The organism is Rhodococcus sp. YL-1, assembly GCF_001942025.1.
Lineage (GTDB): Bacteria > Actinomycetota > Actinomycetes > Mycobacteriales > Mycobacteriaceae > Rhodococcus_F > Rhodococcus_F qingshengii.
The window spans coordinates 5,853,037-5,874,593 of the sequence record NZ_CP017299.1; the positions used below are offsets into that span (position 1 = coordinate 5,853,037).

Consider the following 21,557-nt stretch of genomic DNA (forward strand, 5'->3'; position numbering starts at 1 on the left):
TAAGCGGCACAGCGGGCCCACGATCCCCCGGATCAGGCTCGCCAACCAGATGAGGATTGCATGAGCGAGACTGCAACGCCGGCGCCGAACGGGAGTGTGACGCCTGCAGTAGAGGGTTGGTTCACCACCGGCGACGAACCTGCTCTGATCGGCACGAAGTGCCAATCCTGCGGCACCATTTCCTTCCCTCGTGAGGCGACGTTCTGCAAGAACCCGAGCTGCTTCAGCGAGGAGTTCGACGATGTGGAACTCTCCCGTAGCGGCACTGTCTGGTCGTACACCGACGCGCAGTACCAGCCCCCGCCGCCGTACATCCCGCGCTCGGATCCGTACGAGCCTTTTGCTCTCGCAGCAGTCGAACTGCCCGAGGGCATCGTCATCCTCGGCCAGGTGGCCGACGGATTCGGCGTCGACGATCTCAAGGTCGGCAATACCGTCGAATTGGTTGTCGAGCCGCTGTACACGGACGAAACCGGAGTACGTACGACGTGGCGCTGGAAGCCTGTCGCCGCCGATCAGGAGTTGCAGTCATGAGCAAGGACGTCGCAGTACTCGGTGTCGGTATGCACCCCTGGGGCAAGTGGGGGCAGTCGTTCGTGAAATACGGCGTTGCGGCCGCTCGCGCCGCGCTCGCCGATTCGGGTGTGAATTGGCAGGATGTCGACTTCATCGTCGGCGGCGAGACCGTCCGCAACGGGTACGGCGGATACGTCGCCGGAGCCACCTTCGCCCAGGCACTCGGCTGGAACGGCGCTCGCGTCGCCACGTCGTACGCCGCGTGTGCGACGGGAGCCCAGGCACTCGACACCGCTCGCGCACGAATCCTGGCCGGCCTCAGCGAAGTTGCCCTGGTCGTCGGCGCCGACACCACGCCGAAGGGCTTCCTCGCTCCCGTCGCCGGTGAGCGTTGGGACGACCCGGACTGGCTGCGCTTCCGCCTCATGGGTATGACCAACCCGGCGTACTTCGCGCTCAACGCGCGTCGTCGCATCGACCTCTACGGCGCCACCGCGGAGGACTTCGCCAACGTGAAGGTCAAGAACGCCAAGCACGGACTCAATAATCCGAATGCGCGCTACCGCAAGGAAGTCACCGTCGAGAACGTGTTGGCCTCCCCCGTGGTGTCCAATCCCCTTCACCTGCTCGACATCTGCGCGACGTCCGACGGCGGCGCCGCAATCTTGCTGACGTCGATGGAATACGCCCGCAAGATGGGCATCGCGGAACCTGTTCGCATCAAGGCTATTTCGACGGTCACGCCGACGTTCCCCCAGACGATCATGGACATGCCGAACTTCTCCACCGATTCCAGCTCCGCCGTTCCCGCTCCGGAGCGCACGTTCAAGGAATCCATCGGCTACGCCGCATACGAAGAGGCCGGGATCTCTCCCGAGGACGTCGACGTCGCCGAAGTCTACGACCTCGCTACCTCCGTGGAACTGGACTGGATCGAAGACCTTGCCCTCTGCAAGCGGGGCGAGGCCGAGCACCTCCTGCGTGCGGGTGACACCAGTATTGGAGGCCGCATCCCGGTCAATCCGTCCGGCGGTCTCGCGTGCTTCGGCGAAGCCGTTCCCGCACAGGCACTTGCGCAGGTGTGCGAGCTCACTTGGCAGCTTCGTGGACAGGCCGAAGGCCGTCAGGTCGAAGGCGCCCGCATCGGTATCACCGCCAACCAAGGTCTGTTCGGACACGGCTCCTCGGTAATCGTTTCCGCCTGACCCTGTTCTACTTTCGTGGCGGTCGCACACTCACCCGTGAGCGGCCGCCACGATCACGTCTGCCACTGCCCCTGGCCGGGAAACCAGCGATGCGTGCGAGGTCGGGAGTTCGCTGGTGTTCGCGCCCATCCGGTTTGCCATGAACCGCTGCGCCGATGCTGGGATCACGCGATCCTCACCGGCAACCAGATACCAGCTCGGTGTGTTCGCCCACGACGGTGGCCCGCCGAGCTCGAGGTTCGCCCACAAAGCCGCAGACTTCTGATGCGCCAACATCGTTGCCGCTGTCTCGTCGGAAACATCCTGAGCGAAGACGGAATGGAAATACTCGTCCGTGACGTAGCCGTCGACGTTCTTCCCGCCGATCGCGTGAGGATCGTCGACGATCTTCAATCCCAGAGCCGGAGGAAGCAATTGGCTGCCAGGAAACCTGATGGGATCGATCGTGATCTGCACCGGCTCACCCTGAACCGGAGCAAACGCCGCGATGTACACCAACGACTGCACCTTCGGGTCGTGAACATTGGTGATCACCGCGCCGCCGTACGAGTGTCCGACGAGCACGACAGGTCCGTCGATGTCCGCAACCGTCTTCTCGATCACGGACGCGTCGTAAGCGGGCCCGCGTAGAGGATTGTCCGGCGCCACGACGCGATAGCCACGCGAACGTAGGTCGGCGGCAACGCCGTCCCAACTGGTCGCGTCGGCAAAAGCGCCGTGGACGAGAACGACGGTTGGCTTGGGGCTCGCCACCGCAGCGCCGGAGCCGAAGATCACTCCAGCCGCGACTGTCATGAGTAACGCCAGAACTGCGGTGAATACACGTGAGATCTTCATGCGTTTCCTTCACTCTCGTCGAAAAGCGAGAAACTGCGGTAGGCCGGGACACGCCCGTTTCGATCCTAGAAATACCTGCTGCGACGGACGTGACTGTCCGTGCAGACTTTTGAGCTCACACTGCAGAACTTCTGGTTGAGCGTCCGCATCGCGGGGTATCAGGGCTGCATGGCTTTGCTCCTGGATACTTCCGTGTTGGAGCCTGACCAACGCGCGGACGCCTTTGTCGACGCGATGGGTCGTGCCTCGGTCCCGTGTGCAATCCACTTGGAGAACCCGGAACGGGTGAGCGCGAGAATGAACGTGTGGAACCTCGGTGCAGCATCACTGTTCCGCTCCGAGTCGACCGGTATGCGGTTGACCCGAACACCACGTCACGTCCGGTCCGCGTCGATGCCCGTCCTTGCGATTGCCCTGCAGGAGATCGGGATCGGCCATCTAGATCAGCACGACGAACAACGCAGAGTGCCCGCCGGTGAGCTGTTGATGACGGACCTGACGTCGACCTACGATTTCTCCTGGCCGGGAACGGGCGCTTCCCAGTGCCTCTACGTTCCGATGGATCGGCTGGGACTGCCGATCGACACCGTGCGGGACGCAGCTACCCGGCCTCATCACAGCAATCTGTACCCCGTGATGATCGCGCACGTTCGTGAATTGTTCCGCAGCGCCGCTCTGTTGGAGACCGATCCTGCCGCCGAACAATTGGGCGAGGCCTCGATCGAACTCGCACGTGCTTTGGTCGCTTCGATCGCACATGCGAATCCTGACGCATCCGCTCCGAGATCGGCCCTTGCCATGACTTCGATCCGTCGATACATCCGTGAACACCTTCACGATCCGACACTGAATCCCGCACGAATTGCTCACGCCCACAACATCTCACTGCGACAGCTGTACAAGATCTGCTCGGACAACGGCTTTCGGATCGAACAGTGGATCATCACCCAGCGCCTGCAGAAGGCTCGGGACGAACTGGCTCGACCCGCTACCGTCGATCTGCCGATCGCGACCGTTGCGCACCGGGCGGGGTTTGTCGACGCCGGACACTTCAGCCGACGCTTTCGACAGGCCTACGGGCTGAGCCCGACTCGTTGGCGTCAGCTCCGCGATTGAAGCAGCGCCACAACGTCTGACTGACCACGACTTTCGGCATTGTCCAACGCGGTCTTCCCCGATGCATCCCGGATCGAGGGATCTGCCCCCGCGTCGAGAAGCTGAGTGATCACGTCGATATAGCGCGCCGAACCATCGCCGTACACAACGGCTTCGAGTAGCGCCGTCCACCCGGGATCGTTGACGTGATTGACCGGAACCCCGGCAGCAATCAGCATCCGGACGGTCTCGACATGCGCGTGTTCACTCGCGGGAATCAGCGCCGTACCGCCGTAACGGTTCACGCTGTCGACGTCCGCGCCGTGGGCGAGCGTGAGCGCCAGAATCTCGTTCAAACCCTCGGCTCCGGAATACAGGAAGGCCGAATCCTGCATGGAATCCTTCGCGTTCACGTCTGCTCCGGCAAGAATCAACGTAGAAGCCGCAGCGACGGCGTTGTTCTTGGTGGCCTCGACGAGTGGAGTCCGTTCGCCCTCGCCGCGCGCTTCGATGTTCGCGCCGGCAGTCAGGGCAGCGGTAACAGCTGCGGGATCATTGCGGTCCACAGCATCGAAGAGCGCGCGTTCGGATTCCGGCGTCGATGGTGGATTTACACCCGTAGGCGGTACAGCTGCCGTTGTTGGTGCTGACGCCGCGGTTGTCGGCGTCAGCGGGGTGTCGGACGAACTGCAGCCAGCCAACGCTCCGGTCACCGATGCCGCGAAGATTGCGCAGGCGAGGACAGACCTGCGCGGCCGCGCCATCACAACGAATCACTTTCTTGGACAAGTGTTTCGAGCGTCATCCTGACGGCGTCCAGATGTTCGGCCATCGCCCTGGAGGCGTGGTCGTAACTGCCGGACGCGATTCCTTCGACTATTCGTTCGTGTTCCTCGTTCGACCTTTCCTGGCGACCGGCAACAAGATTGAGTGTCTCGGACTGCCTTGTCAACGCTTCACGAATATCGACGATTACCGACTCGAAGACCCGATTCCTACTGGCTTTCGCAATCAGTCCGTGGAACTGCGCATCGAGTGCGACCCATACGAGCGGATCATCCTCGTCACGCATCTGCTGGACCAGTCCGCGGAGGGCCGTCAACTCCTCCACTGTGTGCCGTTGGGCAGCCCACCCTGCGGCCGGAATTTCGACATGCGGCCGCGCTTCGACCAACTCGTTGGCCGCGTAGCTGCCGAAGTCGAGGTCTCGCGCTATCGAATCGCTGACGACGAAGGTGCCGAGCCCGGATTTCGTCTCGGTGAGCCCGAGGGCATGGCACGAGCGCAGGGCTTCACGGATGACCGATCGACTGACCCCGTGTCTTTCGGCCAGGGACGCCTCGGACGGGAGACGCTCTCCGACTGCCAGTTCGCCGGAGGTTATTGCGGCACGGAGGTCGGCGAGAACCGCCTCGGCAGCACTCACCCGCGAGGCGACGGGTCGCCTGGTGGCCCAGCTGTCTGACAGGTTCATGCCGTCATTGTTGCGACTGCCGAAGTCCCGCGTCAAACATCGCACTTGATGAAGGGTTGACGTGCCGGAGTGAGCGAGGTAACAATTACACCTGTCAGACAGCCTGATAGCCCGATAGCAGGGCGGGACTACTACTCGACCGTCAGCGCTGCGATCCCGAAATACACCCACCGCGCAGAGTGATGCTTGCGCGAAGAGACACGAGGAATTGATCAAGTGCTCGAAACGCGAACAGAACACGATCTGCTCGGCGATCGCGAGGTTCCAGCCGATTCGTACTGGGGTATCCACACCTTGCGCGCAATGGAGAACTTCCCGATCACTGGTCGAACAATCTCCACGAACCCGCATCTGATCCGCGGCATCGCTTACGTCAAGTGGGCCGCAGCCAGCGCAAACGAAAAGCTGGGCATCCTCGACCGCCCGCGCGCGGAGGCCATCTCACAGGCATGCAAGGAGATCGTGGACGGGCGGTGGCACGAACAGTTCGTGGTGGACGTCATCCAGGGTGGCGCCGGCACGTCGACGAACATGAATGCGAACGAGGTCATCGCCAATCGCGCGTTGGAAATCCTCGGCCACCAGCGCGGCGACTACGAACGGCTTCACCCCAATGAACACGTGAACCTGAGCCAATCGACCAACGACGTCTACCCCACGGCCGTGAATATCTCGACGATCTTCGCGATCGATGACCTGCTGGATGCACTTCTTACACTCCAGAACGCATTCACGACCAAATCTCTTCAGTTCGCCGACACAGTGAAGATGGGACGCACCCAACTGCAGGACGCCGTGCCGATGACTCTGGGTCAGGAGTTCGGGACCTACGCGGTCATGATCGAGGAGGATCGGGCGCGTCTGGCTGAGGCCGCTCTTCTCGTTCACGAGATCAACCTCGGCGCGACTGCTATCGGCACTGGCCTCAACGCACCCGCCGGCTACGCCGAGGTGGCCTGTTCCGACCTGGGCGCACTGACCGGACTGCCGCTGGTGTTGGCAACGGATCTGGTCGAAGCGACCCAAGACGTGGGCCAGTTCGTCCACCTCTCCGGCGTCCTCAAGCGGGTCGCTGTGAAGTTGTCCAAGGTGTGCAACGATCTCCGACTGCTCTCTTCGGGCCCGCGAGCGGGATTGAACGAGATCAATCTTCCACCGGTGCAGGCAGGTTCGTCGATCATGCCGGGCAAGGTCAATCCTGTCATTCCCGAAGTCCTCAATCAGGTCGCGTACGAAGTCATCGGCAACGACGTGACGATCACGATGGCTGCGGAATCCGGTCAGCTCCAACTCAACGCTTTCGAGCCGATCATCGTGCACTCACTGTCCGAAGGAATGCGACACCTCGGTGCGGCTTGCCGCATTTTGGCGGACCGGTGCGTACTCGGCATCACGGCTAACACCGAACTGCTGCGCGCCCGAGTCGAAGACTCCATCGGCCTCGTCACCGCGCTCAACCCCTACATCGGATATACCGCGTCCACTCGGATCGCCCAGGAGGCGTTGATTTCCGGGCGTCGCGTCGCAGATCTCGTAATCGAAGCCGGCCTGCTCGACCGAGAGGAACTCGATCGGTTGCTCAGCCCCGAACATCTCGCCAATCTCCGCGTTTCGGGCGAGAAGCCTCATGCCACCGCTGTTGCGGAGGAGGTTTGATGACCGTCGAACGGGAAGAGACAGGCCGCGCCGAAGCTGCGACTGAGGAGGATCTTGGGTATCAGAAAGCGCTCGGCCCCAGACAAATTCAGATGATCGCGATCGGTGGTGCGATCGGAACCGGCCTTTTCATGGGTGCGGGAGGGCGACTACAACAGGCGGGCCCGGCCTTGGTTCTCGTGTACGCGCTGTGCGGATTCTTCGCGTTCCTGATCCTGAGGGCACTCGGCGAACTGGTGATGCACCGACCGACCTCCGGATCCTTCGTTTCCTACGCACGCGAATTCTTCGGCGAAAAGATGGCTTTCGCTGCGGGCTGGTTGTACTGGATGAACTGGGCAATGACTGCCGTGGTCGACGTCACGGCTGTGGCGTTGTACATGAACTTCTTCAAAAAGTACTGGGCGCCACTGGGACACATCGATCAGTGGATGTTCGCTCTGATCGCGGTGTTGCTGGTTCTCGGACTGAATCTCGTGTCCGTGAAAGTCTTCGGAGAGTTGGAGTTCTGGTTCGCGTTGATCAAGGTCGTGGCCTTGACCGCATTCCTCGGGTTCGGTGTCTATTTCGTACTCTTCGGCACGCCCATCGAAGGGCATTCCTCCGGATTCAGCCTGATCGCCGACAACGGTGGGCTGTTCCCCAACGGAATACTGCCGGCAGTCGTGGTGATTCAGGGCGTCGTGTTCGCCTACGCTTCAATTGAACTCGTGGGGACCACGGCTGGAGAGACCGAAAATCCCCGGAAGGTGATACCCAAGGCGATCAACACAGTGATCATTCGGATCCTCGTCTTCTACGTGGGGTCGGTCCTGCTGCTCTCACTGTTGCTCCCGTACACCGAATACCACGCCGGTGAAAGTCCATTCGTCACATTCTTCGGTTCGATCAACATCCAAGGCGCAGATGCGATCATGAATCTGGTCGTTCTCACGGCGGCGTTGTCTTCCCTCAATGCCGGATTGTATTCGACCGGACGAATACTCCATTCGATGGCGACGGCCGGTTCGGCGCCTGCCTTCGCTGCCAGAATGAACAAAGCCGGAGTGCCGTACGGGGGAATCGCACTCACCGGCGTGGTCATCCTGTTCGGCGTCGGGCTCAATGCTGTTGTCCCAGCGCAAGCCTTCGAAATAGTCCTCAATCTTGCGGCACTGGGCATCATCAGTGCATGGGCGGTAATTGTGCTGTGCCAGTTGAGGCTCTGGCAACTTGCGAAACAAGGCAAAGTCACTCGCCCTTCCTTCCGCGTATTCGGCGCACCGTACACCGGGATCGCGACACTGGTCTTTCTTGCGGTCGTTATCGTGTTGATGGCATTCGACAACCCTGTTGGAACGTGGACCGTCGGATCCATCGCGATCATCGCACCGCTCTTGATGATTGGTTGGTACGCCGCCAGGAATCGTATTCGCGAGTTGTCCATCCACCACCCCGCAGCTTGACGTGAAAGGACCACAGTGTCGAAAGTCGCAGTTGTCACTACCGGTGGCACCATCGCCAGCACCCGGGATGCGCATGGAATCAGCCGGCCCGCAATCACCGGTGCAGATCTGGTCGGCAACGAGCAGACCGACATCGAGCTTCGAGTCGTCGACGTGATGTCGAAGGACAGCTCGAGCATGACCTTCGCGGACATGGATCGTGTTCGCGACGCCGTAGCCGATCAATTGAAAGATCCCGGACTCGACTCGGTGGTCGTGCTTCACGGCACCGACACGATGGAGGAAACTGCGTTCTTGTTGGACCTGCACCACGACGACCAACGCCCGGTGGTCTTCACCGGCGCGCAGCGCACTTTCGACCATCCCGAATCCGACGCTCGTTCGAATCTCGCCGCGGCGATCTCAGCCGGACTGGACATCTCGTCACACGGGCGTGGTGTCCTCATCGCCTTCGGCGGTTCGGTCCATCCAGCCGCAGGTACGCGAAAGTCCGATACGACGGCACTCGATGCCTTCCGCCGCGTGCACATCGATCCGCTCCTGCTGCGCACTCCCGAACCATTGCCGTGGCATCCGATTTCGGACACCCGCGTCGACATCATCGCCGTGTATCCCGGGGCAGACCGCGTACAGATCGACGCCTGCGTGCACGCCGGGGCGCAGGGACTTGTTCTCGACGGACTCGGTTCGGGAAATGCCAATCCGACGATAGTCGAGGCCGTACGAGACTGCGTCGGCGCTCACATTCCGGTAGCCGTGACAACTCGGGTGCCCTCGGGGCCAATCTCCCCGGTTTACGGTGGCGGTGGTGGCGGGCACGACTTGATCGCCGCAGGCGCTGTATTTTCCACCGATCTTCGAGCCGGGCAGGCACGTGTACTTCTGGCAGCCTTGTTGTCAGATCCGGATCTCGTGGGCCTGGAAAAGGTATTCGACCGCTATTCGAGGTTTGCTCGCACCCCGCCGTTCGGGCGGTAGAACTGGCGACACCATTCATTGTTCGAAATTCACTCCACTAAATCAGGGACTTTGGTCCGAATTTTCGACTTGGACGCTTATTTGGTGTCCGAATTGGGTAGTTTCACATCATCTAACTCGTTCAAAATTTCGATCCAGCGGTCACGTCCAGTGCAGCCAGTCGAACAGGAGTCGGATGAGCAGCCCATTTCGTGATGCCGCTGCAGTAACGCTCGACGCGTCTCACCGCGTCGGGCAAGCGCACGTGCCAGGCGCCGCACTCAACGGTCGTTTTCACCCGCCAACTGCCGTGAAAGGACTGGTCGCGCGTCCGCGCCTGCACCGCAAACTCACCGCATCCACTGCCACCAAAGGCTCAGGCCCCGGGCCTGTCGGGTTGCTCTCGGCTCCGGCCGGTGCGGGGAAGACCCTACTTCTGGCCGATTGGGCTCGCGAATATTCTCGAGCCTCCCCTGATGTTGCGCTGGCCTGGCTGACGTTGGCCGAGCGCGACAACAACGTGTCGATACTGTGTGAATCCCTCGCCGAGGCGATCGCGACCTCCGTCGATGCGGCCGGCCAGAGGCTCCCCGTGCAGACCGGATCCAGGCCGCCCGTCGAGCAGTGGCTCGCGCACTTTGCGGAAACCCTCGAAACGCACGAGCGCCGAACAACGTTGATCCTCGACGACGTTCACACCCTCCACGATCCGATGTCGATCGGTCTCCTCGATCGGATACTCACACAGACCCCGGGCAACCTGTCGATTATCGTTGCCGCCCGCTACGAACCACCGCTCACGTGGCATCGTCTGGCTCTCGACGGCCGACTCACCCGCTTTGCATCCACCGATCTCGCTTTCGATCGCTCCGAGATCACCGCGATATTCGGCGAGTACGACATCACGCTGCGCGACGACGAACTCGCAATCGTCGAGAACTTCACCAAGGGGTGGGGCGCCGTCGTTCGCCTGACCGCCGCGTTTCTGGCCGGCCGCAGTGACATCGGCGATGCGCTGGACGAGTTCACGCACACACCCCGCCCGATCGCCGACTTTCTCGTCGACGAGGTACTGACGTCCTTGCCCGAACATGTCACCTCGTTCATGTTGCGAACATCGGTAGTCGATTCTTTCTCCGCCCAACTGGCGGAAACTCTGACGGACTCGAACGCTCGATCCGAGATCGACTCGCTGATTCAGTTCAACTTCCCCGTGACCCGTACCGATTCCGCCGACCACACAACGTGGTTCAGCTATCACCCTCTCTTGCGCGAGCACCTTCGGGCAGAGTTCCGTCGCGTCGATCACGTCGAGAGAAACCGCGTACACCTGCGAGCAGCAAGCTGGTTCGAAAGCAATCACTTCGAACTCGAGGCGCTCGAACTCGAGGTGTCGATCGGAGACCCACACCGCATTCTCGCGTTTCTCGAACGCTGCGGGCTGGGCCTCGTACTCGACGGGCACTGCGGGGACGTCGTGCGAGTCCTGGAATCGGTGTCGACGCAGGTTTCGGAATCCCCGATCACCCGACTGGTGCTGGCGGCGGCCGCCCTCCACTCCGGTGACGTGACCTCGGCGACCACGTGCCTCGATCTTCTCGAGGCAACTCATCCACCGATTGCAGAAGATCCATTGTTCCTGGCGATGAGCCTGGAAATCTCCTGCGTTACGGCGACTTCCGACAACGAGCCGCTGGCGGCACGTCTGGAGCGGCGCCAGAAAAGCACCCACTCCGACATCGAAGCCTACGCACACATGGAATTGGCGACGGCACACTTACTGCGACGTGAGTTCGACAGGGCGACTGTCGAATACACTCAAGCCGTCGCACTCGGGACAATACGGGGCAGGGCGCGATTCGTCTTGAAGTCGCTGACCGGACTGGGCTACGTAGCTTCTCTCGGCGGAGACATCGGGGCGATGAGGGCTCACTCCGTCTACGCTCTCGACTACGCGGTCGAACATCGCATCACGACGACTGCGGAGTACGAGTTGTCCGCGTCGGTGGCCGCCTTTGCCACATACCTCTGCGCTTCGAGCGAACTCCCGTACCGCATCCCGACAATCGGAAACTACCGGAGCACAGACGTTCTCGGCGCCAGCGCGCCGGTGTTCGGGTGGCACTCCGTCGTAACCTTCGGCCTTCACAGTCTCGACGGCTCGACCGACCGACGCTCGACCGCCGCCGATGTCCGCGACGCGATGCTCAGCGCGATCGAATTACGTACCTTCGCGTTCGCGACCTTGGCTCTTCTACCACCCGTCGTCCACGCATGCCTTTCCGTCGGTGAGGTGGAATGGGCAGCGAGACTCGTGCGTGACGCAGCCGATCAATTCGGAGAAACGTCGGAGATACATCTCGCACGGGGTGCCGTCGCCTTCTCGTCCAACAAGTTCGCGGAAGCACTCGTCGAAGTTTCCGAAGCTCTCGGGTCCTCCGAAATCCCGTTGCTCGCACATCACGTCTACGCCTGGACACTCGAAGCCGGGATCCACGCTGCAACAGGTCACGAGCGCAAGTCGTTTCGCTCCCTCCACAAAGCGCTGCGCGCCGCGGAAGCCGGTAGCCTGCTACGCCCCTTCCTCGACTACGGCGCATCCCTGCGGCCGGTGTTCGACGAGTTCAGTGGACATTTCGGCGATCAGGAAGCATTTGCCGAACAGGTACGTAGCCGCATTCGCCCACAAGAATTGGTGAGTGCACCGATCCTCACGCCAGGCGAATACACCGTGCTCCGTGAACTGGCTTCCGGAGACACCACCGAGTCCATTGCCGACACGCTGTTCCTTTCCGTCAACACCATCAAGACGCATCTTCGCGGGATCTATCGCAAGTTGGAAGTGAGCAACCGACGCGACGCGCTCAAGGCTGCGCGACGCGGCGGACTCATCTGAGCAAGACTGCTTCCATGCCCCCGAAGCTGTATTCCGATACGCGCGATCGATTGACCGTGTGGGCGAGACGTACACCCAGTCGACGGTTGGCGACTGATGCAACCATCGGGGTCTTCGAAGTCGGGCTCGTGGACAGCGCCATGACTTTGGCGGCCCAGGCCTTTACGTCATTGCTCCCGGTCATGATTGCAGCGTCGACCTTGGAGAAGCTGAAGCCGTTGGCTGATGCCGCCAAAGACGACCTCGGCGTCCAACTCCCCGACACCGTATTGACCAGTACCTCTACCGCGGCAGCGTTCGGGATTGTCGGCTTGCTCATGCTGCTGATCAGTTCCACGTCCTACGCTCGCGCTCTCGGCCGGATGTACGGACGGATCTGGAGCGTGCCGACGGCGACACTCCGTCAGGCGTGGCGGTGGTTCGCGGTAGTGTGCGTCGTGGCCGCGTCGGTGGTCGGTGCGGCCCTGTGCCGTGAACTGAATGGCGTTCCGGGAGTGGGCAGAGTCCTGGAATTCACAGCGGTCTACGTCGTGTGGGCACTCGTGTGGACAGCCGTGCCCATGCTGCTGACGGCCAATCGCATGACCACTCGAATGTGCGTCGGGTCAGGATTGCTCACCGCGACGGGCCTGACCGGACTGCACGTGGCCGGCACTCTTTTCCTCCCCCGAATGACAAAGACGTCGCAGGACGAGTTCGGTCTTCTGGGCGTGATGTTCACCGTCATCGGCTGGCTGTTCATCTTCTCGGCCATCGTGGTTGTCGCGTCGTCGATCGTCGGATCAGTGGCCAAAGATTCCGGTCCCCTGGGAATCTGGCTACGGACATCACGCTGAGGTGTTGTCTCGACCTGCAAGCGCTTGCGAGACGGTCGGATAGACGTCGACCTTCAGCGCGCCCTGGTCGGCACCGGACAGAACGTCGCGGAACTGCCCGATGTCGCGTGCCACTCGGAAGCTCACATTCCTGCGTGCCAACGAATCTCGAAGCTGAGCCAACATCTGCGCAGCGCTGACGTCGATGAACGGTGACGTCTCGGCGTCGAGAACGACCATGGTGGTGCCGGCGGTCACCAGACCGGTGATCTGATCACGCACGTGATCGGCATTGGCGAAGAACATCCCCGCTTCGACCCTGACCACTACGACGCCGTCGAGTGTCGTCAGATCAGGATGCCCACTGATGTCGACCCAGCGCGTGCCGTCCTTGGCCAGAGCGGCCACGTGCGGTTTGGAGACCCGATACAGGAGCAGCAACATCGAGACGGCGATTCCGATGATCAGACCGGGCAACGTGTCGAAGAGGAGAACCCCGAACATCGCCGCGATCGCCGCCGCGAAATCGGCCCGGGCAGCGTGCCCGTAGATACTGCCCAACCTCTTCGTCCACACCCGGTACAGCGCTGCGAGAGAGGAGAAATCGACCAGTTCGATCACTGCTGCGATGACCACAGCCGAGAGCGTCGCCTCTGGCAACTTCTCGAACAGGCCGGTGAGAAACAGCAGTGTCACCAGCGTCAGTGCCGCGACCACCAGTCCGCTGACCTGAGATTTGGCGCCCGCTCCTCCGTTGACAGCGGTCTTCGACAGGCTGCCGTTGACCACCATTCCCGAGCAGAGACCCGATCCGAGATTGGCCGCACCCAGTCCTGCCAGTTCACGATTGGCGTCGATGGTGTAGCCGGCCTTGGCCGCGTATGTCTTTGCAGCGCCAAGACCTTCGGCGAAACCGATGAGCAGAACGCCGACCGCCGGTCCGACCAGGTCGAGGTAGTCCTCGGCTCCCACACCACTCGGCAGACCCATCGACGGCAGGCCCGCGTCGATGTGTCCGACAATGTCGATGCCACGATCGTCGAGGCCGAACAACGCTACTGCGGTAATGCCCAGCAGCACGACGAGGAGCGAACCCGGTACGAGCGGAAGCCATCGCTTGACGCCCAGGACCATTGCCAGGCTGAGCAATCCGATGATCACGGTCGGTAGGTCGACCTCACCCAGTTCCTTCACCACTGTCCACGTCTGGACGAAGAAGTTTCCCTCCCCCTTGTCCACGCCCAGGAGTTTGGGTACTTGACCGATGATGATCGTGAGCGCCAGACCGACGATGAATCCCTTGAGAACCGGCTCGGAGATGAAGGACGCGATGAATCCGAGGCGCATGAATCCTGCGAGCAGTCCGACGAGCCCGGTCACGATCGCCAATGCCGCCGACAGCGCGATGAATCGGCCGTCGTTTCCTGAAGCCAATGGCGCGATCATCGCCGCGGACAACGCTGCGGTCGCCGACATCGGCCCGACGATCAGATGGCGCGAACTGCCGGCTGCTGCATACAGAATCAATGACGGAACCGCAGCATAAAGCCCGACCACCGGCGGAACTCCGGCGATGGTGGCGTACGCGAGCGCTTCCGGAACAAGGACAGCCCACACCGTAAGGCCCGCAATGATGTCGGGGCGAAGCCAAGCGCGTTGATAGTCGGACAACGATCCGAAGACCCACCAGGTCCGCGTGTGCGGAGCACTCATAGTCCTTGCACCCCTTTACTGATCTGCATCGCCGCGATCAGGACGAGGAGCCCGACGTTCAGCAAGTGCGTGTTGGTGGCTATCCAGGTGCGGATCTTCAGCAGCGGTTCGGTTGCCTCGTCCTTCTTGATCAGCAGGAGGGCAACAGGTACCGCGACCGAGGTCACGGACACCAACGAGAAGATCACGGCCGAGACGATCTGCGACGTCGGTGCCACGGTGCTGAGACGAAGGTTCATCGCTGCTGCGATGGCACACGACATGTCGATGGGGTTGAGAACGAACAGCGCGAAACCGAGCACACCGGATCGCATTGGTTGGAAGTGCTCAACCGATTGCAGCATCTTCGGCAGCTGAGGGGCCGCAGCCACAACGTCGCCAGGGGCAACTGCAGCCGCCATCGCCTGAACCCCGCGACGACTGCGTGAGTAGACGAACCAGGCACCCGCCAGCAGAGTTGCCCCGAGAACGAGATGGATGATGGGCACCCACAGCGGAGGGTGTGTGCGCTGATGAACCTGGAGTGCGGTCAAGATGACGTACGAACCGGCCAGCGCGACAACTATTCCGAGATACCACCCGATCAGGTACGCAATGCTGTTGATACGCGCTCGTTCGGAAAACAGTACGGCCACAACGGCGACAACCGCCAGCGGGCTCATGATGATCCCGAGCGCCAGCGGGATCTGTTGCAGTAGCAGCGATCCCATAACTACCTCCAGTTGTCAGAGACCGCCGATGCCCTTGCCGATGAGAACAACACCGATAACCAGGATCAACACACTCATCACCGTGGCGTTGTTTTCCTGCAACCACACCTTCAGCTTGGCCAGCGGACCACGCAGTCGCTCCGCGGCAACGAGGTAGCCGATCACGGGCACGCACACTGTGCAGGCCGCGATGATCGTGAAAACCAGAATGGCGACAACAACTTCTCCGGAGCCCAATGACGCGGATCCGATCGAGATTCCGGCCGCGATACACATCATCAGATTCTTCGGATTGATCGCAGCCAGAGCGAAGCCCAAGCCGAGGCCTTTGACAGCGGTCATGTCATCGATGGCGTGCATCCACTTCGGGGTTTCGTGCTCGCCTCCGCGTCCGCGCCATTGCTTGACTCCGAACGCAAGAAGCAATACACCCAACGCCAGCTTGATCCACGACACTGTCGCTGACGGATCACCTTCGGAGTCACCGAGCTTGCTGGACAGAAGCACGAAGATCACGGTGGCGACGACGATTCCCAGTATCCAGCCCAGCGCGAACCCGACGCTCGTGCTGCCGGCACGCTTGGACAACAACATCAAGATTGCCGCGATGATCGGGATCGGCGATACCGCAACGCCGACCGCGAGGGGTAACAGATCCCCGATGACAGATCCCATGCCGACCTCTTCTCTCTCCCGGTCGACACTAGGGGTGGCGACTCTACGGAGCCTCACACAAAAGGGATGAACGGACCCGCGACGACATTCACCCGTAGGGGATGACGCCCCGAGCGCGTACGCGAGTAAGACTGGATCTCACGGATGCGGAGTCCTGGATCGGGCAGCGACGCCGATTGCACTTGACGACATGCGATTTCGAGGCTCGGAGCGCTGCCTTCTCGAACCTCATGGCCCTACGAAATGGAGCGGATACTGATGAATGCTCCCACTCGGTATCAATTCCTCATCGACGGCGAAGTGTCGGACCGCGTCAAGGCCGCATTTCCTGAACTCAGTGTCGCCAGTGCGGCCGGCGGGTTCACCAGTTTGTACGGACCCGTCGCGGACCACACGGCTATGCGGAGCATCATGGCCCGTCTCGATTCCCTCGGCCTGACCGTCGCCGAAATGCGTCGACTCCCAGACTGATCCGAGCCACACCCTGTCGAAATGTCCCACGCACGAGCGATGGTCCCGACCGAGTCGACTCGGTCGGGACCAACTGCTCTCGGGTTGTTCGGTGCCTAGACTCTGTCCCTGTCCCAGGTCGCGACCGCCCAGATCACAACGACATCGAGCGCGATGACCAGGATCGACCACAGTGGGTAATACGGCATCCACAAGAAGTTGGCGATGATCGAGAGCGACGCAATGACGATTGCCGCCGCCCTGGCCCACACTGCACCGGTGAAGAGGCCGAGGGCCACCACGATCCCGATGATGCCCAAGATGATGTGGATCCAACCCCACGTCGTGATGTCGAACTTGTACGTGTAGTTGATACCCACGACAAACAGATTGTTGTCGGCAACGGCCGCGATGCCCTGAAGCAGAGCGACAATGCCTGCGGTGAGCAGCAGAATTGCTGCTGCAAACGTCGTACCTACCGCGAAACCCTGCCGGACAGGGTGATTCGCGGGTTCCCGCGGTGGAGCAGTCATCAGCGTTCCTTTCGACAGAATGCACTTCCCTTACTCAGTCTCGAGGGGCTGGAAGGCGAAAACATCACCCGTCGCGGATGAACCGCAGGTCACCGACCCGTACCCGCTTGCCGGGATCGCAAACCAGGCCTGACACCCTTTTCCTCGACTGAACACAGGCTGTGGCGTACTTGTGGGGGTGTTCACTCAGCTGAACCTGTGCCCACTCAGCAGTAGTCGCACTCGTCATCGCTCTCCGGCACGTCTTCGACGTTCAGCCGGGTGGGTGGACGCGGATGCATGACCGCTTCACGGTTACGGCCCCCTTCGGAGTGCTCGGACACCTGGCACTGAGGTTGGCTGTCGGCCCGTATCTGCGGCGCCTTCTCGAGCAACGCGCCGCGCACATCAAGGGCCGCGCAGAAGTCGGCACGCCTTTCATCGAGTGAACACCCGCTCTAACGCACCGCAGCGAGTGCTCACTCGACAAAACCTGTGTTCACTCAGCAGCAGTCGCACTCGTCACCGCTCTCGGGCACAGCCACAACCGGGCAGCACGGATCACCCTTCCACGCGTTGATGCCTGCTTTCACCGCGATGACGGCGATGACCAGTGCCGCAATCGGATCCGCCCACGACCAGCCGAGCAGCGAGTTGAGCAGCAAACCGACCAACAAGACAGCAGAGAGGTAAGTGCAGAGCAGCGTCTGCTTCGAATCCGCGACCGCCGACAGCGAACCCAACTCCCGACCGGCTCGGCGTTGCGCATAGGACAGGGCCGGCATGATCGCCAAACTCACCGCAGCCAATACTATTCCGACGCTCGTGTGCTGAGCTTCCCCCAGACCGAACAGCGACCGAATCGCGTCGAACGAGACGTACGCAGCGAGCCCGAAGAACGAGAATGCGATCACTCGCAGTGCCGTCTTCTCACGGCTCGTCGGATCCGGCGCCGAGAACTGCCAGGCAACAGCTGCCGCCGAGGACACTTCGATCACCGAATCAAGGCCGAAACCGAACAGTGCTGCGGACGACACCCGTGTGCCCTCCGCCAGCGCGATGATCGCTTCGACGACGTTGTAGCTGATCGTGATCGCCACGAAGATGCGAATTCTTCTCGACAAGAGCGCACGCCGGTAAGTCGAGAGCCCGACACCGTCAACGGGCGCAACCATCAGCAGCACCCCTCTGATTCGCTGTCCGGGCAGTACGACGGATCCACCGCGAGTACGACCCCGAGCAGGTCGTCGAGGGCCCGACCGATATGTACATCGGCGAGTTCGTATCTGGTCCGGCGCCCTTCCGGGACGGCCACCACCAAGCCACAACCGCGCAGGCACGCCAGATGGTTGGACAGCTTCTGCCTGGTCACAGCCAGCGTTTCAGCGAGGTCGGACGGATACCGCGGTGCGGTCTTCAGTTCGAGCAGTATCCGTGTCCGAGTCTCGTCGGACAGTGCATGCCCGAACCTCGCAAGCACCGCCACGTTGGTCACCACATCTACGCCCTCGATATCCATACGTGCGACAGTACATCGAAAACTGGATTCAGAAAACGATGAACTCCGATGGTTCAAGATCCCACCATCGGGTAACGCAAGCGTGAAGCCACCCAACCAAGCGAACACCGGGAGCCCACATCCGATGAACCGTACAAAAGTCGACGACCACGTAGCGATGGCCGAACTACCGACAACCGGAAGCATCTTCCAGGCCTCGTGGCCGGTGCGTACGGGTGACATCCACACCGACAAACAACTGCGCCTCGACGCGATCGCGCGCTACCTCCAAGACGCGGGCTTCGACAATCTCGTCGACCGCGGCGCCATGGATACACACCCGCTGTGGATGGTACGAAGAACGGTGATCGATGTACTCGAACCGGTCGTCTGGCCGGATCGAGTTCACCTACAGCGCTGGTGTTCAGGCCTGTCGAACAAGTGGTGTTCGATGCGAGTTCGCATCAGATCCGATGGCGGCGGGTTGATCGAAACCGAGGCGTTCTGGATCAACATCGACCCGAAGACGGGAATGCCGGCATCCATCAGTGAGAAGTTCACCGCTGCCCTGGCATCAACGGCCGTGGACCAGCATCTTCACTGGCGTCGGTGGATCGACCCGACCCCGGACACGACGCCGTCAGCGGATACGCCGTTCCCGTTGCGCTCGAGCGATTTCGACCCCTTCGATCACGTGAACAACGCAATCTACTGGCAGCCCGTGGAAGATGCGCTGCCCGACAGATTACGAAGCGGGCCCTTTCGCGCGATCCTCGAGTACACCCAGCCCATCAAGAGAGGTGAGCAGGTGAGCGTGCGAACCGGCACGAACACGCTGCACATCGACGCAGGCGACGAGGCACGTGCGTCGGCGCGGTGGTTCGCCTTGACTCCGAAGAACAGCGATCAGGGGTGAAGTTTTCCGAATCCCACGACGGCAGAGTCGGATTGCCAGTCCAGATCATGAACCCGCACCTTGCCGAACTCGTTGCCGCCAACCGTGATCGCAGAGTTGCCGTCCACTGCCACAACGATGTTGGTGTGCTGACCGACCCATCTCGAACTGTCGTAGATCACCACATCACCCACGTTCGGGGTGTACCCGCTGCCGTTCTCGGCGTACGCGCCGATCCCTTGGTAATACTCCTGCAAGGTGTACACCCCCGGGATGCGCCAACTTCCGGAGTTCGGGTTGGACAACGGTCGACCCGCTTCCCTCATGATCCAGCTGACAAAGTCGGCGCACCACTCTTCGTCGATGCCGTCGGAATAGAAGGTGCCCGGACGGTCCTGCTCATGCTCGGATTGCAGTAGCTCGAGCACCCGACCTTGATCAGACGTGAGCGCACTCGCGTCCACCGCCGGGAACTCAGCCGTGTCCCAGGGCAGGTACCGCGATGGTGCGATCGCGACCACCACCACCCCAACCACGATCACGACGCCGAGCACCCCGGCAATCCAGAGCACGATGCGGCGTCGGCGGTTCGATTCGGCAGGACTCACCCTTACGAGTGTGCCAGCCTGCCGCGGACCGAATCGCCAACCACCCCGATGACCTGGCAATTCTCACCAAATTCACACGAATGTGCCACCAAACTATTGCGGTGGCACCAAAGTGGTGCCATAGTGATGCCATGGACTTGACACCGTACGTAGACAACCTTCGCCACGAACTCGCGGTGGCGGCCGAAGCAGGCGGAGAAGACGCAAAGGCACTCGCCGATCGTTTGACCGCACCGCTGGAATCAGCAGTGCGACTCACCCTTCTCGACGCATTGTCTGCGGCAGCCGCCGAGATCACGCGTGACCTCGCCCCGGGTTCGGTGGACCTGCGCCTGCGGGGACGCGAACCCGAATTCGTGGTGGCACCAGCCATCAGTGAACCGGTTCCAGCCCCCGTCGAAGAGGACCCGACTCCGGCACCGCGCCCCGTCACGGAGTCCGACGACGCCTCGATGACTCGAATCAACTTGCGGCTGGGGCAAGACCTCAAAGACCGGATCGAGGCGGCGGCCCGGGAAGCCGGTATCTCCGTCAACGCGTGGCTGGTTCGCTCGGCTGCAACGGCTCTGGAAGGCGGCGCGAACAGAAGCACTCCGAGACAGCGCACGTCCCAAGGTTCCGAAAGCTTCAGCGGCTGGGTGCACTGACACCGGCTTCATCTTTCGCACCACCCTCTTTCATCAACCGAGACAACCTCATCGGGAGTATCACCATGCCTACATTCAGCACACCTGACCCCATCACCTTGAACTTCGACGTGGCAGTCGCACAAATCCGGATCACGGCGAGCAGCCGCAACGACACTGTCGTGGAAGTGTTGCCCAGCAACTCGTCTCGCGAGGTCGACGTTCGAGTCGCCGAACAAACGCGCGTCGAATTCGCAGGTGGCCGGCTGCAGATCAAGACTCCGAAACAGCGCGGCCTCGGCATCTTCGGGAAGACAGGATCTGTGGACATCTCCGTTCAGCTTCCCTCCGGCTCGGAACTCGAAGGCACTGCCGCAGTTGCCAACCTCCGTAGCGAAGGCACTCTCGGACGATCACGGGTGAAGGTTTCCGCGGGCGATTGCACACTGGAAACCACCGGGCCGCTCAACGTCAGCACCGGGGCCGGCGCGATCATCGTCGAGCACGTGGCCGGTGACATCGACACGAGCACCGGGTCCGGAAGCATCCGCATCGGCCGCGTCGACGGCAACGCGGAGGTCAAGAACTCCAACGGCGACATCAACATCGGCACGATCACCGGCGCACTGAAGGCGAAGACCGCCAACGGCAGTGTCGCCGTCGAGCACGCCGAATCCGACGCGAGCGCCGCAACCGCCAACGGCGACATCCGTTTCGAGACCATCGAGAGTGGAGTCGTATCCGCCAAGACGGCCGCCGGGCGAATCCATATCGGCGTTCGATCCGGAACCGCCGCACGATTCGACGCTCATACGTCCTTCGGCCGCGTCGACAACCAGATGAATGCCACGCACGGTCCGGCTTCCACTGAACGCCGGGTAGACGTCCGGGCACACACCAGTTACGGCGACATCGTCATTCGACGTTCGGAGCCCCGAGAAGAATCCAACAAGAAGATCTAGCGAAAGGAACGC

General features: G+C 61.6%; 23 protein-coding genes. 13 read left to right on the plus strand and 10 right to left on the minus strand.

Going from position 1 to position 21,557, the window contains the following annotated elements:
• Positions 1–60 precede the first annotated feature (60 nt).
• Together BH682_RS27305 and BH682_RS27310 are read left to right on the plus strand one after the other, a co-directional pair.
• The gene (locus tag BH682_RS27305) at positions 61–534 is read left to right on the plus strand and encodes a Zn-ribbon domain-containing OB-fold protein (protein WP_075834727.1); all 474 of its coding nucleotides are present in this window, start codon (positions 61–63) and stop codon (positions 532–534) included.
• Complete coding sequence (locus tag BH682_RS27310) at positions 531–1,721, plus strand: lipid-transfer protein (RefSeq protein ID WP_020909545.1); 1,191 nt, start codon at positions 531–533, stop codon at positions 1,719–1,721. Before BH682_RS27305 ends, BH682_RS27310 begins: the two co-directional genes overlap by 4 nt.
• A gap of 30 nt (positions 1,722–1,751) precedes the next feature.
• Here BH682_RS27310 and BH682_RS27315 read toward each other — a convergent pair whose 3' ends face one another.
• Positions 1,752–2,558 carry an alpha/beta fold hydrolase gene (locus BH682_RS27315; RefSeq protein ID WP_064075045.1) on the minus strand — a complete coding sequence of 269 codons (807 nt, stop codon included), beginning with the start codon at positions 2,556–2,558 and terminating at the stop codon, positions 1,752–1,754.
• 99 nt (positions 2,559–2,657) lie between these two features.
• On the opposite strand from BH682_RS27315, the gene BH682_RS27320 reads away from it, so the two are divergent.
• Positions 2,658–3,674 carry a helix-turn-helix domain-containing protein gene (locus BH682_RS27320; protein WP_223304470.1) on the plus strand — a complete coding sequence of 339 codons (1,017 nt, stop codon included), beginning with the start codon at positions 2,658–2,660 and terminating at the stop codon, positions 3,672–3,674.
• On the opposite strand, the gene BH682_RS27325 is transcribed toward BH682_RS27320, so the two are convergent.
• Both BH682_RS27325 and BH682_RS27330 read right to left on the minus strand, forming a co-directional pair.
• Positions 3,659–4,417, minus strand: coding sequence for an ankyrin repeat domain-containing protein (locus tag BH682_RS27325; protein WP_075834729.1), 759 nt, complete (start codon positions 4,415–4,417; stop codon positions 3,659–3,661). The genes BH682_RS27320 and BH682_RS27325 overlap by 16 nt on opposite strands.
• Complete coding sequence (locus tag BH682_RS27330) at positions 4,417–5,127, minus strand: FadR/GntR family transcriptional regulator (RefSeq protein ID WP_075834731.1); 711 nt, start codon at positions 5,125–5,127, stop codon at positions 4,417–4,419. The genes BH682_RS27325 and BH682_RS27330 overlap by 1 nt, the downstream gene beginning before the upstream one ends.
• 216 nt (positions 5,128–5,343) lie before the next feature.
• Here BH682_RS27330 and BH682_RS27335 point away from each other — a divergent pair, with 216 nt between their 5' ends.
• From BH682_RS27335 to BH682_RS27355, 5 genes are all read left to right on the plus strand, one after another.
• A complete protein-coding gene (locus tag BH682_RS27335; RefSeq protein ID WP_058038379.1) occupies positions 5,344–6,783 on the plus strand; it encodes an aspartate ammonia-lyase in 1,440 nt (479 codons plus the stop codon).
• Positions 6,783–8,228 (plus strand): amino acid permease, encoded by a 1,446-nt coding sequence (locus BH682_RS27340; RefSeq protein WP_075834732.1) that lies wholly within the window; start codon positions 6,783–6,785, stop codon positions 8,226–8,228. Before BH682_RS27335 ends, BH682_RS27340 begins: the two co-directional genes overlap by 1 nt.
• Before the next feature lie 15 nt (positions 8,229–8,243).
• Positions 8,244–9,206 (plus strand): asparaginase, encoded by a 963-nt coding sequence (locus tag BH682_RS27345; RefSeq protein WP_007730395.1) that lies wholly within the window; start codon positions 8,244–8,246, stop codon positions 9,204–9,206.
• Positions 9,207–9,381: 175 nt separating this feature from the next.
• Positions 9,382–12,081, plus strand: coding sequence for a helix-turn-helix transcriptional regulator (locus BH682_RS27350; RefSeq protein WP_075834734.1), 2,700 nt, complete (start codon positions 9,382–9,384; stop codon positions 12,079–12,081).
• Between the two features lie 14 nt (positions 12,082–12,095).
• Positions 12,096–12,917, plus strand: a complete 822-nt coding sequence (locus tag BH682_RS27355) for a hypothetical protein (RefSeq protein ID WP_003942972.1) — start codon at positions 12,096–12,098, stop codon at positions 12,915–12,917.
• Here the strand turns inward: BH682_RS27355 and BH682_RS27360 are convergent.
• Genes BH682_RS27360 through BH682_RS27370 form a run of 3 tightly spaced genes read right to left on the minus strand, consistent with a single transcriptional unit; the run spans position 12,909 to position 15,994 of the window.
• Positions 12,909–14,609, minus strand: a complete 1,701-nt coding sequence (locus BH682_RS27360) for a SulP family inorganic anion transporter (protein WP_075834736.1) — start codon at positions 14,607–14,609, stop codon at positions 12,909–12,911. The genes BH682_RS27355 and BH682_RS27360 overlap by 9 nt on opposite strands.
• Positions 14,606–15,319, minus strand: a complete 714-nt coding sequence (locus BH682_RS27365; protein ID WP_042451601.1) for a GAP family protein — start codon at positions 15,317–15,319, stop codon at positions 14,606–14,608. Before BH682_RS27365 ends, BH682_RS27360 begins: the two co-directional genes overlap by 4 nt.
• 15 nt (positions 15,320–15,334) lie before the next feature.
• Positions 15,335–15,994, minus strand: a complete 660-nt coding sequence (locus BH682_RS27370) for a GAP family protein (RefSeq protein WP_007730384.1) — start codon at positions 15,992–15,994, stop codon at positions 15,335–15,337.
• Between the two features lie 258 nt (positions 15,995–16,252).
• On the opposite strand from BH682_RS27370, the gene BH682_RS27375 reads away from it, so the two are divergent.
• Positions 16,253–16,465: a hypothetical protein gene (locus BH682_RS27375; protein ID WP_003943015.1), complete on the plus strand. Its 213-nt coding sequence runs from the start codon at positions 16,253–16,255 to the stop codon at positions 16,463–16,465.
• Positions 16,466–16,560: 95 nt separating this feature from the next.
• On the opposite strand, the gene BH682_RS27380 is transcribed toward BH682_RS27375, so the two are convergent.
• Positions 16,561–16,977, minus strand: a complete 417-nt coding sequence (locus BH682_RS27380; protein WP_003943077.1) for a DUF7144 family membrane protein — start codon at positions 16,975–16,977, stop codon at positions 16,561–16,563.
• 275 nt (positions 16,978–17,252) lie between these two features.
• Here BH682_RS27380 and BH682_RS27385 point away from each other — a divergent pair, with 275 nt between their 5' ends.
• Positions 17,253–17,405, plus strand: coding sequence for a cyclase/dehydrase (locus BH682_RS27385; RefSeq protein WP_065456526.1), 153 nt, complete (start codon positions 17,253–17,255; stop codon positions 17,403–17,405).
• 54 nt (positions 17,406–17,459) lie between these two features.
• Here BH682_RS27385 and BH682_RS27390 read toward each other — a convergent pair whose 3' ends face one another.
• Positions 17,460–18,131: a cation transporter gene (locus BH682_RS27390; protein ID WP_190287600.1), complete on the minus strand. Its 672-nt coding sequence runs from the start codon at positions 18,129–18,131 to the stop codon at positions 17,460–17,462.
• Positions 18,131–18,475: an ArsR/SmtB family transcription factor gene (locus BH682_RS27395; protein ID WP_007730375.1), complete on the minus strand. Its 345-nt coding sequence runs from the start codon at positions 18,473–18,475 to the stop codon at positions 18,131–18,133. Before BH682_RS27395 ends, BH682_RS27390 begins: the two co-directional genes overlap by 1 nt.
• Before the next feature lie 124 nt (positions 18,476–18,599).
• On the opposite strand from BH682_RS27395, the gene BH682_RS27400 reads away from it, so the two are divergent.
• Positions 18,600–19,370 (plus strand): acyl-[acyl-carrier-protein] thioesterase, encoded by a 771-nt coding sequence (locus tag BH682_RS27400; protein WP_075834740.1) that lies wholly within the window; start codon positions 18,600–18,602, stop codon positions 19,368–19,370.
• On the opposite strand, the gene BH682_RS27405 is transcribed toward BH682_RS27400, so the two are convergent.
• Positions 19,361–19,957 carry a CHAP domain-containing protein gene (locus BH682_RS27405; RefSeq protein WP_030536161.1) on the minus strand — a complete coding sequence of 199 codons (597 nt, stop codon included), beginning with the start codon at positions 19,955–19,957 and terminating at the stop codon, positions 19,361–19,363. The genes BH682_RS27400 and BH682_RS27405 overlap by 10 nt on opposite strands.
• A gap of 131 nt (positions 19,958–20,088) precedes the next feature.
• On the opposite strand from BH682_RS27405, the gene BH682_RS27410 reads away from it, so the two are divergent.
• Positions 20,089–20,604: a toxin-antitoxin system HicB family antitoxin gene (locus BH682_RS27410; protein ID WP_007730367.1), complete on the plus strand. Its 516-nt coding sequence runs from the start codon at positions 20,089–20,091 to the stop codon at positions 20,602–20,604.
• A gap of 65 nt (positions 20,605–20,669) precedes the next feature.
• Entirely contained in the window at positions 20,670–21,545 is an 876-nt protein-coding gene (locus tag BH682_RS27415; protein WP_075834742.1) for a DUF4097 family beta strand repeat-containing protein, read from the plus strand.
• Positions 21,546–21,557: the final 12 nt, after the last annotated feature.

Bases quoted from the DNA above. Each gene is read 5' to 3' on its own strand.
- BH682_RS27305 (WP_075834727.1), top strand. From the start codon at position 61: ATGAGCGAGACTGCAACGCCGGCGCCGAACGGGAGTGTGACGCCTGCA.
- BH682_RS27310 (WP_020909545.1), top strand. From the start codon at position 531: ATGAGCAAGGACGTCGCAGTACTCGGTGTCGGTATGCACCCCTGGGGC.
- BH682_RS27315 (WP_064075045.1), bottom strand. From the start codon at position 2,558: ATGAAGATCTCACGTGTATTCACCGCAGTTCTGGCGTTACTCATGACA.
- BH682_RS27325 (WP_075834729.1), bottom strand. From the start codon at position 4,417: ATGGCGCGGCCGCGCAGGTCTGTCCTCGCCTGCGCAATCTTCGCGGCA.
- BH682_RS27330 (WP_075834731.1), bottom strand. From the start codon at position 5,127: ATGAACCTGTCAGACAGCTGGGCCACCAGGCGACCCGTCGCCTCGCGG.
- BH682_RS27340 (WP_075834732.1), top strand. From the start codon at position 6,783: ATGACCGTCGAACGGGAAGAGACAGGCCGCGCCGAAGCTGCGACTGAG.
- BH682_RS27350 (WP_075834734.1), top strand. From the start codon at position 9,382: ATGAGCAGCCCATTTCGTGATGCCGCTGCAGTAACGCTCGACGCGTCT.
- BH682_RS27355 (WP_003942972.1), top strand. From the start codon at position 12,096: ATGCCCCCGAAGCTGTATTCCGATACGCGCGATCGATTGACCGTGTGG.
- BH682_RS27360 (WP_075834736.1), bottom strand. From the start codon at position 14,609: ATGAGTGCTCCGCACACGCGGACCTGGTGGGTCTTCGGATCGTTGTCC.
- BH682_RS27365 (WP_042451601.1), bottom strand. From the start codon at position 15,319: ATGGGATCGCTGCTACTGCAACAGATCCCGCTGGCGCTCGGGATCATC.
- BH682_RS27370 (WP_007730384.1), bottom strand. From the start codon at position 15,994: ATGGGATCTGTCATCGGGGATCTGTTACCCCTCGCGGTCGGCGTTGCG.
- BH682_RS27375 (WP_003943015.1), top strand. From the start codon at position 16,253: ATGAATGCTCCCACTCGGTATCAATTCCTCATCGACGGCGAAGTGTCG.
- BH682_RS27380 (WP_003943077.1), bottom strand. From the start codon at position 16,977: ATGACTGCTCCACCGCGGGAACCCGCGAATCACCCTGTCCGGCAGGGT.
- BH682_RS27385 (WP_065456526.1), top strand. From the start codon at position 17,253: ATGCATGACCGCTTCACGGTTACGGCCCCCTTCGGAGTGCTCGGACAC.
- BH682_RS27390 (WP_190287600.1), bottom strand. From the start codon at position 18,131: ATGGTTGCGCCCGTTGACGGTGTCGGGCTCTCGACTTACCGGCGTGCG.
- BH682_RS27395 (WP_007730375.1), bottom strand. From the start codon at position 18,475: ATGGATATCGAGGGCGTAGATGTGGTGACCAACGTGGCGGTGCTTGCG.
- BH682_RS27400 (WP_075834740.1), top strand. From the start codon at position 18,600: ATGAACCGTACAAAAGTCGACGACCACGTAGCGATGGCCGAACTACCG.
- BH682_RS27410 (WP_007730367.1), top strand. From the start codon at position 20,089: ATGGACTTGACACCGTACGTAGACAACCTTCGCCACGAACTCGCGGTG.
- BH682_RS27415 (WP_075834742.1), top strand. From the start codon at position 20,670: ATGCCTACATTCAGCACACCTGACCCCATCACCTTGAACTTCGACGTG.